Annotated in this window: 11 protein-coding genes; 3 read left to right on the forward strand and 8 right to left on the reverse strand. The window is 72.2% G+C overall.

Features of this window, described 5'->3' with window-relative positions; genetic code table 11:
- On the reverse strand, positions 1 to 1,503 hold the full coding sequence (locus tag ACOBQB_RS01885) for an acyl-CoA synthetase (protein WP_423588249.1): 1,503 nt from the start codon (positions 1,501 to 1,503) through the stop codon (positions 1 to 3).
- Positions 1,504 to 1,609: 106 nt separating this feature from the next.
- On the opposite strand from ACOBQB_RS01885, the gene ACOBQB_RS01890 reads away from it, so the two are divergent.
- Entirely contained in the window at positions 1,610 to 4,018 is a 2,409-nt protein-coding gene (locus ACOBQB_RS01890; protein WP_423588251.1) for a penicillin acylase family protein, read from the forward strand.
- 43 nt (positions 4,019 to 4,061) lie between these two features.
- On the opposite strand, the gene ACOBQB_RS01895 is transcribed toward ACOBQB_RS01890, so the two are convergent.
- Positions 4,062 to 5,624 (reverse strand): acyl-CoA synthetase, encoded by a 1,563-nt coding sequence (locus ACOBQB_RS01895; RefSeq protein WP_423588252.1) that lies wholly within the window; start codon positions 5,622 to 5,624, stop codon positions 4,062 to 4,064.
- Positions 5,621 to 6,733, reverse strand: a complete 1,113-nt coding sequence (locus ACOBQB_RS01900) for a nitronate monooxygenase (protein WP_423588253.1) — start codon at positions 6,731 to 6,733, stop codon at positions 5,621 to 5,623. The genes ACOBQB_RS01895 and ACOBQB_RS01900 overlap by 4 nt, the downstream gene beginning before the upstream one ends.
- 178 nt (positions 6,734 to 6,911) lie before the next feature.
- On the opposite strand from ACOBQB_RS01900, the gene ACOBQB_RS01905 reads away from it, so the two are divergent.
- Together ACOBQB_RS01905 and ACOBQB_RS01910 are read left to right on the forward strand one after the other, a co-directional pair.
- The gene (locus tag ACOBQB_RS01905) at positions 6,912 to 8,138 is read left to right on the forward strand and encodes an FAD-dependent oxidoreductase (protein WP_423588255.1); all 1,227 of its coding nucleotides are present in this window, start codon (positions 6,912 to 6,914) and stop codon (positions 8,136 to 8,138) included.
- 360 nt (positions 8,139 to 8,498) lie between these two features.
- Positions 8,499 to 8,747, forward strand: a complete 249-nt coding sequence (locus ACOBQB_RS01910; RefSeq protein ID WP_423588257.1) for a hypothetical protein — start codon at positions 8,499 to 8,501, stop codon at positions 8,745 to 8,747.
- 120 nt (positions 8,748 to 8,867) lie between these two features.
- Here the strand turns inward: ACOBQB_RS01910 and ACOBQB_RS01915 are convergent, their stop codons facing one another.
- The 5 genes from ACOBQB_RS01915 to ACOBQB_RS01935 form a co-directional block, all read right to left on the reverse strand.
- Complete coding sequence (locus ACOBQB_RS01915; RefSeq protein ID WP_423588258.1) at positions 8,868 to 9,485, reverse strand: TetR/AcrR family transcriptional regulator; 618 nt, start codon at positions 9,483 to 9,485, stop codon at positions 8,868 to 8,870.
- A 60-nt stretch (positions 9,486 to 9,545) separates the two neighbouring features.
- Positions 9,546 to 11,099, reverse strand: coding sequence for a phytoene desaturase family protein (locus tag ACOBQB_RS01920; protein ID WP_423588259.1), 1,554 nt, complete (start codon positions 11,097 to 11,099; stop codon positions 9,546 to 9,548).
- A 407-nt stretch (positions 11,100 to 11,506) separates the two neighbouring features.
- The gene (locus ACOBQB_RS01925) at positions 11,507 to 13,744 is read right to left on the reverse strand and encodes a tetratricopeptide repeat protein (protein ID WP_423588260.1); all 2,238 of its coding nucleotides are present in this window, start codon (positions 13,742 to 13,744) and stop codon (positions 11,507 to 11,509) included.
- Positions 13,726 to 14,664 carry an oxygenase MpaB family protein gene (locus ACOBQB_RS01930; RefSeq protein WP_423588261.1) on the reverse strand — a complete coding sequence of 313 codons (939 nt, stop codon included), beginning with the start codon at positions 14,662 to 14,664 and terminating at the stop codon, positions 13,726 to 13,728. Before ACOBQB_RS01930 ends, ACOBQB_RS01925 begins: the two co-directional genes overlap by 19 nt.
- Before the next feature lie 120 nt (positions 14,665 to 14,784).
- On the reverse strand, positions 14,785 to 16,077 hold the full coding sequence (locus ACOBQB_RS01935; protein ID WP_423588262.1) for a histidine kinase dimerization/phosphoacceptor domain-containing protein: 1,293 nt from the start codon (positions 16,075 to 16,077) through the stop codon (positions 14,785 to 14,787).
- Positions 16,078 to 16,186 lie beyond the last annotated feature (109 nt).

Raw genomic sequence — 16,186 nt, forward strand, 5'->3', positions numbered from 1 at the left:
TCAGGTCGTACCGAAGCGGTCCCGCAACTCCCTCTTCAGGATCTTGCCGCTCGCGTTGCGTGGCAGCTCGTCCACGAAGAGGACCCTTTTCGGGGCCTTGAAGGGGGCGAGATGCTCGCGTGCGTGGGCGATGAGCCGGGCCTCCGTGAGCTGTTCGTCCTCACGGACGACGACGGCGGTGACCGCCTCGATCCAGCGGTCGTCCGGCAGTCCGATCACCGCGGCCTCCGCGACGCCGTCGTGCCGGTAGAGCACGTCCTCGACCTGGCGCGAGGCGACCAGTACGCCACCGGAGTTGATGACGTCCTTGACGCGGTCGACGACGGTGAAATAGCCGTCGGTGTCGCGCACGGCGAGGTCCCCGGAGTGGAACCAGCCGTCGCGGAACGCCTCCGCGGTCTCCTCGGGCTTGTCCCAGTAGCCGTCGCACAACTGCGGTGAGCGGTAGACGACTTCGCCGCGCGTGCCGTCCGGGACCTCGTGCCCGTGTTCGTCGACGACGCGCGCCTCGACGAACAGGACGGGCCGCCCGCAGGAGTCCATGCGCCCCTCGTGCTCGTCGGGCCCGAGGACAGTGGCGAGCGGCCCGATCTCGCTCTGCCCGAAGCAGTTGTAGAAGCCGAGCCCCGGCAGCCGGGCCCGCAGCGCCTCCAGGACCGGCACCGGCATGATCGACGCGCCGTAGTACGCCTTGCGCAGCGCGCTCAGGTCTCGGGTGGCGAACCCGGGGTGGTGCGAGAGGCCGATCCAGACGGTGGGCGGCGCGAAGAGGCTGTCGGCGCGACCCGCCTCGACGAGGTCGAAGATCCGTTCGGCGTCGGGTGCGTCGAGGATCGCGTTCTCGGCGCCGACCGCGAGGTACGGCAGGAGGAAGACGTGCATCTGCGCCGAGTGGTAGAGCGGCAGCGAGTGCAGGGGCTTGTCGCTCGCCTTGAGGTCCAGGGCGGTGATCGCGCTCGCGTACGCGTGGACGAGGGCGCGGTGCGACATCATCGCTCCCTTGGGCTGCGCGGTCGTCCCGGAGGTGTAGAGCAGCTGCGCCAGGTCGTCGCCGCCGGGGCCCTCACCTTCGTACGCCTTTGACGTGGCGAGCCGTGTGAGGAGCGAGTCGTCCGTGTCGCGCAGGGGCAGGGTCGCCACCCCGTCGGGGAGGCGTCCGGCGAGGCCGGGGTCGGCGAGGATGAGGGAGCTTCCCGACTGGCGGAGGATGTACGCGAGGTCCTCTCCGGTCAGGTTCTGGTTGACCGGCACATGCACCAGGCCCGCCCTGGCGCAGGCGAGGAAGCCGATCAGGTAGGCGTCGGAGTTGTGGGCGTAGGCACCGACCCGATCGCCTGGGGCGAGGCCCTGGTCGCGCAGCACCCGGGCCGCACGCGAGACGGCGCCGTCGAGCTCCTCGTACGTCCAGGACCGCTCGCCGTAGTGAAGTGCCGTGCGCCGCGGTGTGCGGCGGGCACTGCGGCTGAGAACTGCGTCGACCGTGCTGTCGCGTACACCCGTCATGGCGTGATCGTGGGTCCCCCGGGACGGACCGGTCAAGGGCAGGCGCAGATGACATACCGCTTGGTACGCTCAACCGCCCTTTCCCTCACCGCAGTTGGGAGGCACCATGCGTACCCGCACGAGACGACTGGCCGCCGCGGCGGTCACCCTGCTGACCGCCGCGGCCCTGCTGCCGGCCGGCGCGGCGGCCGCGCCGCGCGACACCGGCCCCTCCGGCGGTGGCCTGCACGCCACCGTCCGCTACACGCAGTACGGCATCCCGCACATCCTCGCCAAGGACTACGCGAACCTCGGCTTCGGCACCGGCTGGGCGCAGGCCTCCGACCAGGTGTGCACGCTCGCCGACGGCTATGTGACCGTACGCGGGGAACGCTCGCGCCACTTCGGGCCCGACGCCTCGCCCGGCTCCGCCCTGTCGTCGGCGTCCACGAACCTCGGCAGTGACCTGTACTTCCGTGGCGTACGGGAGGCGGGGACCGTGGAGAAGCTGTTGCGGCAGCCCGCCCCGGCGGGTCCCAGCCGCCGGGCCAAGGAGCTGATGCGCGGCTTCGCGGCGGGTTACAACGCCTGGCTGAAGCAGAACCGCGTCACCGACCCGGCTTGCGCGAAGGCCGACTGGGTCCGCCCGATCACCGCCCTGGACGTGGCCCGGCACGGCTTCGCCGTGCAGGTGCTCGGCGGACAGGGGCGCGGCGTCGACGGCATCACAGCGGCCCGTCCGCCGGGCGCCACGGGCCAAGACCGCACGGCCGATCCGCGGAAGACGGCCGAGGCCGCCCGGGAGCTGTTCTCCGCGCAGGACGCCGACATGGGGTCCAACGCCGTGGCGTTTCACGGCAGGACCACCGCGAACGGCAAGGGGTTGCTGCTCGGCAACCCGCACTACCCTTGGCAGGGCGGGCGCCGCTTCTGGCAGTCGCAGCAGACGATCCCCGGCGAACTGAACGTCTCCGGCGGCTCGTTGCTCGGCACCACCGCGGTCAACATCGGTTTCAACGGCCACGTCGCGTGGAGCCACACCGTCGCCACGGGCGTCCCGCTGAACCTGCACCAGCTCACGCTGGACCCGGCCGACCCGACCACCTACCTGGTGGACGGCAAGCCGCACAGAATGACGAAGCGGACCGTCACCGTGCCGGTGAAGGGCGGCGCCCCGGTCACCCGCACCCAGTGGTGGACCCGCTACGGCCCCGTCGTCACCGACCTCGGCCCGCAGCTCCCCCTGCCCTGGTCCGCCACGACGGCGTACGCGCTCAACGACCCCAACGCGAGCAACCTGCGCGGCAGCGACACGGGCCTCGGCTTCGGCAAGGCCCGTTCCACGGCCGGCATCCTCAAGGCGCTGCGCGACACGCAGGGGCTGCCCTGGGTCAACACCGTGGCGGCGGACCGGCACGGTCACTCGCTGCTCACCCAGTCGCAGGTGCTGCCCCGCGTCACCGACGAGCTGGCGCAGCGTTGCAGCACCGCCCTCGGCAAGGTCACCTACCCGGCGTCGGGCGTGGCCGTGCTCGACGGCTCGCGGGGCGCGTGCGCGCTGGGCTCCGACAAGGACGCGGTGCAGCCCGGCATCTTCGGGCCGTCGAGGATGCCGACGCTGAAGAACGCCCCGTACGTGGAGAACTCCAACGACAGCGCCTGGCTGACCAACGCCGACCGGCCGCTCACCGGCTACGAGCGGATCTTCGGGACGATCGGCACGCAGCGTTCCCTGCGTACGCGCGGCGCCGTCGAGGATGTGGCGGCGATGGCGGAGAGGGGCCGTCTGACAGTTGCCGACCTGCAACGCCAGCAGTTCGCGAACCGCGTGCCCGCGGCGGATCTCGCGGCCGACGACACGGCGAAGGCCTGTGCGGCGCTGCCCGGCTCCACCGCGACCGGCAGTGACGGCGAGGCCGTCGACGTACGCAGGGCCTGTGAGGTGCTGGCACGCTGGGACCACCGGATGGACACCGGCAGCCGTGGCGCGCTCCTCTTCGACCGCTTCTGGCGCAAGCTGACGAAGGTGGTGGCGAACGAGCGGCGGTGGAAGGTGCCGTTCTCCGCGGCCGACCCGGTGCGCACCCCGCATACCCTGGACACGTCGGCGCCGGGCTTCGCGACCGCGTTGGCCGACGCGGTGGCCGAGCTGGAGGCGGCCGGGATCGCCCTGGACGCGCCGCTGGGCGAGAACCAGTACGTCGTACGCGGCGGCAAGCGCCTGCCGGTCCACGGCGGCACGGAGTCCCTCGGCGTCTGGAACAAGATCGAGCCCACCTGGGACACGAAGGCCGGCGGCTACACCGAGGTCGCGCACGGTTCGAGCCACATCCAGGCCGTCGGCTGGGGCGAGGACCGCTGCCCGAAGGCCCGGACGCTGCTGACGTACTCCCAGTCGTCCAACCCGGATTCGCCCCACTACAGCGATCAGACGCGGCTGTACGCGAAGGAACGCTGGGTGACGTCACGCTTCTGTGAGAAGGACATCTACCGCGATCCCGCGCTGGAGGTGGTGCGGGTGCGCGAGCGCCGCTGAGGCCGTGGGCCGGGCGTGCTGCGCCGCCCGGCCCGCTCCCCTCTCACACGGCGCGCTCGCGCCCCTCCCAGTAGGGGTCGCGCAGCCGCCGCTTGTAGAGCTTGCCGTTGGGGTCGCGGGGCATCGTCTCGATGAAGTCGACGCTCTTGGGCCGCTTGTAGCCGGCGAGCCTGCGCTCGCAGTGGGCGAGGATCTCGGCGGCGAGCGCGTCGTCGGCGGCCCTGCCCTCGGCGACCTCGACGACCGCCTTGACCTCCTCGCCCCAGTCGTCGTGCGGGATCCCGAAGGCCGCGGCGTCGGCGACCGCCGGGTGGGTGAGCAGCGCGGATTCGATCTCCGCGGGGTAGATGTTCACCCCGCCCGAGATGATCATGTCGATCTTGCGGTCGCGCAGGAAGAGGTAGCCGTCCTCGTCGAGGAGGCCGAGGTCGCCGACGGTGAAGAAGTCGCCGACGCGGTTCTTCTTCGTCTTCGTCTCGTCCTTGTGGTACGAGAAGCCGCCGGTGGACATCTTCATGTAGACGGTGCCCAGCTCGCCGGGCGGCAGCCTGTTCCCGTCGTCGTCGAAGACGGCCAGCTCGCTGATGGGCCAGGCCTTTCCGACCGTGCCGGGCTTCTTCAGCCAGTCCTGCGCGGTGGCGAAGGAGCCGCCGCCCTCACTGGCCGCGTAGTACTCCTCCACGCACTCGCCCCACCACTCGATCATCGCCCGTTTCACGTGGTCGGGGCAGGGTGCGGCGCCGTGGATGGCGTGCCGCATGGACGACACGTCGTACGCGGCTTTCGTCGCGGCGGGCAGGGCGAGCAGGCGGTGGAACTGGGTCGGCACCATGTGGGTGTGCGTGCACTTGTGCGCGTCGATGAGGCGGAGCATCTCCTCGGGCGTCCACTTGTCCATCACGACCAGCGGGTGGCCGATGTGCAGGGCGGCGCCCGCGAATTGGAGGACGGCGGTGTGGTAGAGCGGTGAGCAGACCAGGTGGACGTTGCCGTCGAAGGGCTTGATCCCGAAGATGCCGAGGAAGCCGCCGAGGTAGGACTCCTCGGGGAGCTTGCCGGACAGGGGGCGGCGGATGCCGCGCGGGCGGCCCGTGGTGCCCGAGGTGTAGTTCATGACCCAGCCGAGGGAGCGGTCGGCGGGTGCGGACTCCGGTTGCCCGTCGAGAAGTTGGGAGTACGGGCGGAAACCGGGCACGTGTCCGACGGCGTAGCGGTGGGTCGTGGGCAGGCCCGCCTCGTCGGCCGCGGCGACGGCCGCGTCGGCGAACCTCTCGTGCGCGATGAGCACCTTGGCCCCGGAGTCGGCGACGATCCAGGCGATCTCGGGGCCGACCAGGTGGTGGTTGACGGGGACGAGGTAGAGCCCGGCCTGGGCGGCGGCCAGGTAGGCGGTGAGGAACTCCACGCCGTTGGGCAGGACGACGGCGAACGCGTCCCCGCGCTCCAGGCCCGCCGCCCGCAGCCCGTGCACCAACTGGTTGACGGCGCCGTGCAGTCGGCCCGCCGTCCACTCGGCGCCGTCGGGGGCGACGAGGACGGTGCGGCCGGGGTCGGCGGTGGCCTGCGCCCAGAAGCCGTTGGGAGGTGTGCCGGCGGATGTGCTCACGACTGACTGCTCCTTCCCGCGATGCGGTTGACTCGGTCGACGGCCCGCTCGAAGCCGCGCGTCAGATCGTCGAAGACGGCCTGGACACCGCGTTCGCTGTTCATCCGGCCGACGATCTGTCCGACCGGGGTGCCGAGCAGTTCCCGCACCTCGTACTTCTGGATACGGGACACGGCCTCGGCGACCAGGAGCCCTTGGAGCGGCATCGGCAGCGGCCCCGGGCCCCGCGGGTCGTCCCAGGCGTCGGTCCATCGCGTACGCAGCTGCCGTGCCGGTTTGCCGGTCAGGGCGCGGGAGCGAACCGTGTCCCCGGAGCCCGCGGCCAGCAGTTTCCGGGTGAGGGCGGGCGAGTGCAGGTCGGCCTCGGTGGTGGTGAGCCACAGGGAGCCGAGCCAGACGCCCTGCGCGCCGAGTGCGAGCGCGGCCGCGATCTGCTCGCCGCTGCCGATGCCGCCGGCGGCGAGGACCGGCAGCGGCGCGACCGCCTCGACGGCCTCGGGGGTGAGCACCATGGAGGCGATCTCGCCGGTGTGGCCGCCCGCCTCGTACCCTTGGGCGACGACGACGTCGATGCCGGCGTCCGCGTGTTTGCGGGCGTGGCGGGCGCTTCCGGCGAGGGCGGCGACGAGGACGCCCTGGGCGTGGGCACGTTCGATCACGTCGGCCGGGGGTGAACCGAGCGCGTTGGCGAGGAGTTTGATCGGGTAGTCGAAGGCGACGTCGAGCTGATCGCGGGCGACCTGCTCCATCCAGCCGGTGATGCGCCAGCCGGACGCCTCGCCCTCGGCGAGTTCGGGCACGCCGTGCTCGGCGAGGGTGTCCTTGACGAACTGCCGGTGCCCTTCGGGGATCATCGCCTCGACGTCGGCCTCCGTGACGCCTTCGACCTTCTTGGCGGGCATGACGACATCGAGGCCGTAGGGCCGGCCGTCGACGTGTTCCTGCATCCAGTCGAGGTCCTTGGCCAGTTCGTCCGGTGCCGTGTAGCGGACCGCGCCGAGCACCCCGAACCCGCCCGCCCTGCTGATGGCGGCGGCCACCGCGGGGAAGGGCGTGAAGCCGAAGATGGCGTGCTCGACGCCCAGTTCCTTGCTCAACTCCGTCTGCATGGGCGCAGGATGCCGCAGCGGCCCGGACGAGGGAAGGGGTTTTCTGATGCTGTGTCAGTTCCTTTCGCGACCCTCCGCCCGACCGGCCCCTGCCGCATGGCTAACCACTCGGTCAGATTTCTGACCCATCGGTTAGTGTGGTCGCGTCCGAAAGAAAGAACTGAGGGAGGACAGCGACATGGAACGCACGACGTGCTGCGTGGTGGGCGGCGGCCCGGCCGGCCTGATGCTCGGTCTGCTGCTGGCGCGGGCCGGCGTCCAGGTGACGGTCCTGGAGAAACACGGCGACTTCCTGCGCGACTTCCGCGGCGACACCGTGCATCCGTCGACCCTGCGCCTGCTCGATGAACTCGGCCTCGGCGAGCGCTTCGCCCGCCTCCCCTCCCGCAAGCTGCGGGACATGCGGATGCGCATCGACGACACCACGGTCGTCGCCGGGGATCTGCGGCACATCCCCGGCAGGCACAAGTACATCGCGATGGTCCCGCAGTGGGACTTCCTCGATCTGCTGGCGGGCGAGGCCGCCACCGAGCCGTCGTTCACGCTGCGGATACGGACGACGGCGACCGGTCTGCTCACCGACTCCTCGGGCAGGGTCACCGGTGTGCGGTACCTGAGCGAGGACGGCACATCCGGCGAGCTCGCCGCCGACCTGACCGTGGCGTGCGACGGCCGCCACTCCCTGGTCCGCGCCGCCGCGGGGCTCACCCCGGTCGCGTACGACGTGCCGATCGACGTCTGGCAGGTCGGCGTGCCCGCGCCGCCCGACGCGTCCAAGAGCGGCCGCGTCTTCCTCTCCGTCCGCGACGGCCAGATCGCCGCCACCATGGACCGCGGGGACTACTACCAGACCTCCTACCTCATCAAGAAGGGCACCGACGCCGAGCTGCGGTCCCACGGGATCGACTGGTTCCGGGACCGCCTCGGCGCGCTGCTCGGCTGGGACCGCGCCACGACGGCGGCGATCCGCTCCTGGGACGACGTGAAACTCCTGGAGGTCACCATGGGCCGCCTGCCCCGCTGGTACACGGAAGGTCTGCTCTGCATCGGTGACGCCGCGCACACCATGTCGCCGGTCGGTGGCGTCGGCGTCAATCTCGCGGTGCAGGACGCTGTCGCCGCGGCCCGCATCCTGGCCGGACCGCTGCGGCGGGGCCGGGTCGGCGTACGCGATCTCGCCCGCGTCCAGAAGCGCCGGACGCTGCCGACGGTCCTCACGCAGAAGCAGCAACTGGCCGAGCACGACATGCTGTTGACGCCCGCCCTCGCCGGGACCCTCCGCGGGGACCGGCTTCCGATGCCCCTCAAGGCGCTGCGGTGGGTTCCCGCGTTGCGGACGGTGACGGGGTACCTGGGCGGGGTGGGCGTACGACCGGAGCACGCGCCGGGGTTCGCGCGGCGCTGACCGCTGCGGAGGGGGACCGGAGGGGGCCACCGGAGGGTGATCCAGCCCGGACTCCCGCCAGACCCGGCCAGACCTGATCAGATCCCGACCGGATCCCGACCAAATCCCGGCCGGACTCCGGTGAGATGCGGAAACGTTTTCGCATCCCGAACGGATGATGGACAGGTCTCCGGGGCGGCGGCGTCGCCGTCCCGGGCAGTGATCTCCGCATGACCGAGAAACCTCCCGGCAAGCCGACCGTGTCGGAACTCATCATCAAGGCGGCGCCGGCGCTGCTGCGGGCCCATCCGAAACTCACTCCGAAGCAGGCGCTGGAGGAAGCGATGCAACGACTTCGAGAAGGGCGACGACGACAGATATGTGGTCAAGACACCCTGGCACTTCCCCACGCCCGAACGCATCGCCTTCAAGTCGACGGGAACGGACGCGTGGCTGCTCCAGTGGGTCATCGTGGCCGCCCCCGACGGCAAGGCCAAGTACCACTGCCCGCTGCTCAGCTCGCGGCAGCCGTGGCTCGCCGCTCGGGAACGGCACTCCATGAAGGACACCGACGACAACAACCCGTGGGCGGTGAACGAGGTGAGCCTCTTCCTCGCCCCCGGCGAATGAGAGGTGAAAGGCGAACCGAACCCGGACAGTCCGGGCAACCGGTATGTCCCGCCGGTCCCTGCCGCGATCAGGATGGGAAAGAAGTGACAGGACCGCCGTACGCGGTGCGCGGCGAAGGCCTCAGCCGCGCTTCTCGATGGCGTACAGCGTGAACGTGACCAGTTCGTCCGCGGCGGCGTCGAGGTCGAGTTCGGGGTGGGCGAGCCACTGCCCGATCACCCCGTCGATCGACCCGCCGATGGCGAGGGCGACCGTCGGCGAGTGGAACTCCCGCAGCAGCCCGGCTTGTTGACCGGCGGTCAGGAGATCGGCCAGGGCGTTCCAGCGGCCCGCCGTGTCATGGCCGCCGGGATTCTTGAGCCGGGTGCCGTCGGCGTCGTCGAGGAGCGTCTCGGTGATCACGCGGACGTGACGGCGGTTGTCCCGCTGGTAGCCGATCATCGCCCGGACGTAGGCGACGACGGCCGCGCGCGGGTCCGGCGCGGCGGCCACCCTCTCGTTCACGTACGCGGTGAAACGTTCGATGACGTACGTGAGGGTGGCGCGGGCGAGGTTGTCCTTGGACGCGAAGTGGTAGAGGACCGCGGCCTTGGACAGGCCCGCCCGCTCGGCGATCGCCGCGAGGGACGTCGCCGGGTAGCCCTTGGAGGAGATCAGGTCGATCGTGCACTCGATGAGCTGACCGCGGCGGGCCTGTTCGATGAAGGTCGGTGTGCCGTCCCCTCGGCGGGAAGCCATCGTGGCGCCCCTCTCCTCGCTCGCGTCGCCGGTGATCGACACCCGACCGTACACCAGCGGCTACTGGCCCAGAGCGGCCATGGCGGCGTTGTGCCCCGGGATGCCGCTGACCCCGCCGCCGCGCACGGCGCCCGCCCCGCACAGCAGGACGTTCGCATGCCGGGTCTCCACGCCCCAACGCCCGGTGCCCTCCTCGGCGTAGGGGAAGGCGAGGTCGCCGTGGAAGATGTGGCCGCCGGGCAGCCGCAGGTCCCGTTCCAGGTCGAGCGGGGTCTTCGCCTCGACGCAGGGGCGGCCCTCCGCGTCGAGCGCGAGGCAGTCGGCGATCGGCTCGGCGAGATGCGCGTCGAGCCGGGCGAGCGTCGCCTTCAGGAGGTCGGCTCGTACGGCGTCGTTGTCCCGCTCGAAGAGCCGGGCCGGCGTGTGCAGGCCGAAGAGGGTGAGGGTCTGGTAGCCGCGCTCGACGAGGTCGGGGCCGAGGATCGTCGGGTCGGTGAGCGAGTGGCAGTAGATCTCGGAGGGCGGCGCGGTGGGCACGGCGCCGCCGGCGGCCTGGGCGTACGCCGCCGCCAACTCTTCGTACCCCTCGGCGATATGGAAGGTCCCGGCGAAGGCCTCACGCGGGTCGACGGACGTGTCGCGCAGCCTCGGCAGCCGCTTGAGCAGCATGTTCACCTTGAGCTGGGCGCCTTCGGCGGGCGCGGGCGGCTCCTCACCGAGGAGGGCGGCGAGGGCCTGCGGGGAGGCGTTGACGAGGACGTGCCGGACGGCGACGGTCCGCTCACCGCTGTCGCCTTCCCGGTACGTGACCTCGCCGCGCCGCCCGTCGGTGTCGATCCGCGTCACCTCGCATCCGGTGCGCAGCCGTGCTCCCGCCACGCGTGCTGAGTCGGCGATGGCGCCGGTGAGGGCGCCCATGCCGCCGACGGGCACGTTCCAGTCGCCGGTGCCGCCGCCGATGACGTGGTAGAGGAAGCAGCGGTTCTGCCGCAGGGCCGGGTCGTGGGCGTCGGCGAAGGTGCCGATGAGGCCGTCGGTGAGGACGACTCCGCGTACGAGGTCGTCGGCGAAGCGCTCCTCGATCGCCGTGCCGATGGGCTCCTCGAAGAGGGTGCGCCAGGCGGTGGCGTCGTCGACGCGGTCGCGCAGTTCGTCGCGGCTCGGCAGGGGCTCGGTGAGCGTGGGGAAGACGCGGCGGGCGACCTGCCCGGTCATGGCGTAGAAGCCGCGCCAGGCGTCGTACTCCCGGCTGTCCCCGGTGAGCCGCGCGAAGGCCCGCCGGGTGCGGGCCTCGCCGCCGCCGACGAGCAGACCGGTGGGGCGGCCCGCGCGCTCGGTCGGGGTGTACGAGGAGATGGTGCGCGTCCGCACCCTGAAGTCCAGGTCGAGATCCCGGACGATCTTCTTCGGCAGAAGGCTCACGAGGTACGAGTACCGGGACAACCGCGCGTCGACCCCGGCGAACGGCCGACTGGACACGGCGGCACCCCCGGTCCCGCCGAGCCGCTCCAGAAGCAGCACGGACTGTCCGGCGCGGGCGAGGTAGGCGGCGGCGACGAGACCGTTGTGACCGCCGCCGACGATGACGGCGTCGTACGCATCACGATCAGGCATGGCTCTTCCTAGCACGGATGCCCGGGACAGAGGCCTTACGTGTCCGGCCCGAACGCCCGAAGCGCGGTGCCCTCCAGCCGCCCCGACCCCGACAGGTCCGGCCGTGCGCGTGCGGGGCCATTACCGCGACGGCGTGTACGTGCGGCCTCATGAGCGCGGGATCAGCGCTCCCGCCGCGGCGGCAGGGGGCGGCGGCGCGCTGTTGAACCCGCCGCTCGTGCCGGCGCTACTCAGCGGGGGCGGGACGGACGTGAAAGACGCGCCGCGCGAGCAGCCGTCGTCGTCCTCGTCCGTCAGCGCTCCGCGCCAGGGAGTCCGGAAACTTGTGGCGCGTTCGTCGGAGGGGCGCGTTCGTCGGAGGGGCGCCTGCTGTTTTCGGCGTCGCCCTGCCCCCCACCACCACAGAGTCAGAGCCCCCTTGAGGCCCGCTGCTGGCGGAGTGCCGCCACTCGGCGGTAGAGCGCGACCGCCTCTGTGCCGCGGCCCAGTTGTTCCAGGCAGTGGGCTTCGTCGTTGCGGCTGGCGAGGGTGTCGGGGTGGTCGGGGCCGAGGACCCGCTCCCTGGCGGCCGCCACCTTGCGGTACTCGGTGAGGGCGTCGGACCAGCGGCCGAGCCAGCCGAGGCCGACGGCGATCTCGCGGCGGCTCACCAGGGTGTCGGGGTGGTCGGGGCCAAGGACCCGCTTCCGCAGGGCGCACACGTCCCGCGCCTCCGCGAGGGCCTCCTCCCAGCGGCCCTGCCGGCCGAGGTTCACGCCGAGGCCGTGCCGGGCCCGCAGCGTCTCGGGGTCGGCGGGGCCGTTGACGCGCGTGCGGTCGTCGATCAGGTCGCGGTACAGCTCCAGGGCCTCCGCGCTGCGGCCGAGCCTGCCGAGGCTGATGCCGACCTCGTAGCGGGCGGCGAGCGTGTCGGGGTGGTCGGGGCCGAGCGCCCGCACCCGCGCGTCGGCGACTTCCCGGTAGGTCTGCAGCGCCTCCGGCCAGCGCCCCAACTGGCCGAGTGCGTAAGCCACTTCGTACCGCGTGACGAGGGTGTCGGGGTGGTTCGGGCCGAGCACCCGCGCGCGGGCGGCCGCCACGTGTTCCGCCAGCCGGTAGGAGTCCTCCAGGCGGCCGAGGCGGCTGAGGTTGTAGGCGAGGTTGTGGCGGCAGCGCAGGGTGTCCGGATGGTCGGGGCCCGCCGTGCGTTCTCGGGCGGCGAGCACCGAGGTGTACGCCTGGTGGGCCTCGAAGTGCCGCCCGAGCTGGCCGAGTACGTACGCCATCTCCTGACGGGCGGCGAGCGTCTGCGGGTGCTCGGCGCCGAGCGAGCGCTCCCGGCCCTGGGCGACCCGGCCGTACTCCCGCAGCGCGTCCGCGGCGCGACCGGTGCGGCTGAGGGTGAACCCGACCTCGTACCGGCTGGCGAGCGTGTCGGGGTGGTCGGGGCCAAGGGCGTGCTCACGCTCGGCGGCGACCGCGCGGTGCACCTCGCCCGCCTCCTCCCAGCGCCCGAGCCGGCCGAGGCTGAGGCCCGCGTTGTGGCGGCTGGTGAGGGTGGCGATCAGCTCCGGCGGCGGCGCGGGCCGCTCGGGCCTGCGAGGCACCGCCGCTCGGCGCGCGTCGGTGCGCGGGATCCACTCACCGGTCAGACCGGCCGCCGCGTCGGGCGGTGTGGCGCGCAGCACGGAGGCGCCGGTCGCCTTGTGGCCGGTGGTCATGCCGCGGGTCCAGGAGGGCAGGCGCGGCTCACCGGAGGCCAGCCCTTCGGGGCGGCGCAGCGGAGGCGTGGCGACGGTCGGGACGTACGAGGGTGTGGCGCGGCCCTCGGCGATGCGGCGGCGCACTTCCCGCGCGTCCGGCGGCAGGCCGGCGGGGTCTTTGGCGAGCAGGTCCAGGACGATGTGTTCGAAGTAGGCGGGCAGTTCACCGCGGTGGCCGCGCGGCGGCGCGGGTGTGGTGTCCCGGTGTCCGACGAGGACGGCCCAGGCGTCCTCCAGGTCGAAGGGCGGGGCGCCGGTGGCGATCTCGTAGAGCACGCAGCCGAAGGAGTACAAGTCGCTGCGCTGGTCGACGGGTTCGCCGCTGATCTGCTCGGGCGACATGTAGTGCGGGGTGCCCATGGCGATGCCGGTGCCGGTGAGGCGGGAGGTGAAGCCGATGTCGGCGCCGAGCCGGGCTATGCCGAAGTCGCATATCTTCACGGTGCCGTCACCGATCAGCATGATGTTGGCGGGCTTCAGGTCCCGGTGCACGATGCCCTGTTCATGGGTGTACGCGAGGGCCGCGGCGACCTGGTCGGCGATCTCGACGACGTCGGCGACGGGCAGCGGGTGCTGTTTGTTGTCCTCCAGGAGCTGGCTCAGGTTGCGGCCTTCGAGGAGTTCCATCACGAGGTACAGCACGCCGTCGTGCTCGCCGAAGTCGTGGACGACGGTGACGCCGCGGTGCTGGAGCGCCGCCGCGACGCGCGCCTCGCGCCGGAAGCGCTCGCGCAGCACGCGCGTGAAGGACTGGTCGTGCTGGGGCCCCATCGGCTTGAGGCACTTGACGGCGACGTGCCGCCCGAGCGACTCGTCGCGCGCCCGCCACACCTCGCCCATGCCGCCGCGCCCGATCAGATCCAGGAGCCGGTAGCGGCTCTGGATCAGCCTGGTGTCCGCCATGTCGCGCTGTCGCCCCCGTTGCCTCGCTGCGCCCTCCCCGGCCCGTCCAGTATGGCGTCCCCTCTGTCGAGTTTGTACGGGGCCGGGCGGCTGCCGGGCCCGAGGCGGGCCATGGCGCCAAGGATGTGCTTCGGCGGAAGTTGCCAGCGCACACGCGCGGGGACGGTGCGCAGGATGGTGCCGGTGCGGACCAGGCGGCGGGTCACCGTGGCGGCCGACGGGGCGGTTCTGCCGTACAGCCGGTGGGCGTACGGCGGCAGGGAGGCGTACGCCAGGTCGGCCACGCGCCGCCACAGCAGGGCGCGCGCCGGGGTGAGCAGGGGGTGCGTGGGCGGCCTGCGGAGGAAGTCGTCGACGGCGCGGGCGTCGGGTCCGGCGGCGAGTTCGGGGCGTACCTTCTCGAAGTACGCGGCGAGTCCGGCCGTCGAGCCGGGGACCGCGCCGGGGTCGAGGCCGACCAGCCGGGCGCTTCGCCGGTGCTCGTCGACGTACCGGTCGGCGAGCGCGTCCGTCATCCGGATCCCGGAACGGCGTACGACATGGAGGTAGGAGTCGATCTCGGCGCAGTGCACCCAGAGCAGCAGCGCCGGCTCGTCGACGCCGTACCGCTCCCCCGTGTCCGGGTCGGTGGCACCGAGCATCGTATGGATCTTGCGGACGCGGGCGCCCGCCTTCTCGGCGGCTTCGGTGGTGCCGTAGGTGGTGGTGCCGACGAAGTGGGCGGTGCGCATCAGGCGCCCCCAGGCGTCCTGGCGGAATTCGGAATTCTGCATCACGCCACGGACGACCCGGGGGTGCAGGGCCTGGAGGTAGAGGGCGCGGATTCCGGCGACCCACATCATGGGGTCGGAGTGCACCTGCCAGGTCACGGACGCCGGCCCGAAGAGACCGGGGTCGGGCTCACGCACTGGCTCGGACATGGTGTGTCCCTCTCCTGGGCGCGGGAACGGGTTCCCTCCTTCCCACGTGCGGGGGGACGTATGCATGGAGGAAGCATGAATACATGGGGGAGGAAGCATGAACACATGGAACGCCCTCACTCAGCCGGGTCCTTCGCGGGCAGCGGCGTGCCGAGCATGTGACAGGCCGCCTCGTCGACAAGGGTCTCGGATCGCGCTCAGGCCGGCGCGGATGACCGGCTCGTCGTCCACCACGAGCACGCTGGTCCATTCAGACGCCGGCGTTCTCCCACGGCATCGTGGCAACGACGTGGAAGCCGCCGTCGCCGGTCGGCCCGGCGGTGAGCCCCGCCGAGCACGTCCACCCGTTCGCGCATGCTGACAAGGCCGAGGCCGACACCCGCGCCGGCGGTGGCTCGCCGCGCCCCGCGGCTGTTCACCACTTCGCACCTCAGTCGCCCGGCGGTGCCGTCGACGGTGAGCCGCACGGGCGCCCCGGGCGCGTGACGCCGGGCGTTGGCCAGCGCCTCCCGCACGACGCGGTAACCGGCCGACTGCACGGCACCGGGCAACGACTCCAGGCCGGTCCCCACGCGCGCCTCCACCGTTCCTCCCGCGGCGCGGTGGCCGCCCCGGCAACGCGTCCAGCTCGCCGAGCCCGGGCACCGGATGCAGCGGCGCCGCGTCCGCGGGATCGCGCAGCATCCGCAGCAGCTCCCGCAGTTCGCCACCGCTCTGCCGGCCCGCCGCCGCCGGTCCGTCGACCTGTGCGCGGGCCCAGTCGGACAGTTCGTCGCCGCGTGCGCGCGGGGTCTCCGCGTGCACGACGAGCAGCGTGAGCGAGTGCGCGACCACGTCGTGCATCTCCCGTGCGATCCGCGCCCGCTCCTCCTGAGTGGCCCGCGCCGCCTCCGCGCGCCGGGCGCGACCGGCTTCGGCGGCCCGCTGCTCGGCCGCGACGAGCAGCGCCCGCCGGGTGCGTGCGGCGGAGCCCATCGCCCACGCCAGCGGCATCGGGGCGAGAGCGGCGAGAACGTCCAGGCCGCCCCGGAACTCACCGGCGCCGACCGTCATCCGGTTCACCCACAGACCGGCCAGAGCCAGCGCACCGCCGCCGAGCAGCGCCGGCACGGTACGGGCCCAACTCACGCGCCGGCTGCCGACGTTGTACAGGAGCACGGCGAGCGGCAAGAAGACCAGAGGGGTGACCTTGGCCCCCGCGCCCGCGCTGCCCACCAACGCCGCCACCAGCGCGGCGAAGCCGACCACGAAGGCGGTGACCGGCAGCCGCAGCGACAGCGCGGCCGCGGCCACCGTCTCGTACCCCATCAGTGACGTCCATGCCGGTGCCGACGTGTCCACGTACGGCTGCGACAGCAGCGGCGGCACGAACGTCAGGGCGAGCAACCCGGCCTCGGCGATGCATCTGACCACACGCCGTCAAGGTCGACTTCTCTCATCCGTCCCACACTGGGAGGCCACGGCGGACGGGCGGAAAAAGACAGCGGCGAAAAAGACAGTGGCAAGGAGAATCCTCTCCTCG

Source organism: Streptomyces sp. G5(2025), from assembly GCF_049542075.1.
GTDB lineage: Bacteria > Actinomycetota > Actinomycetes > Streptomycetales > Streptomycetaceae > Streptomyces.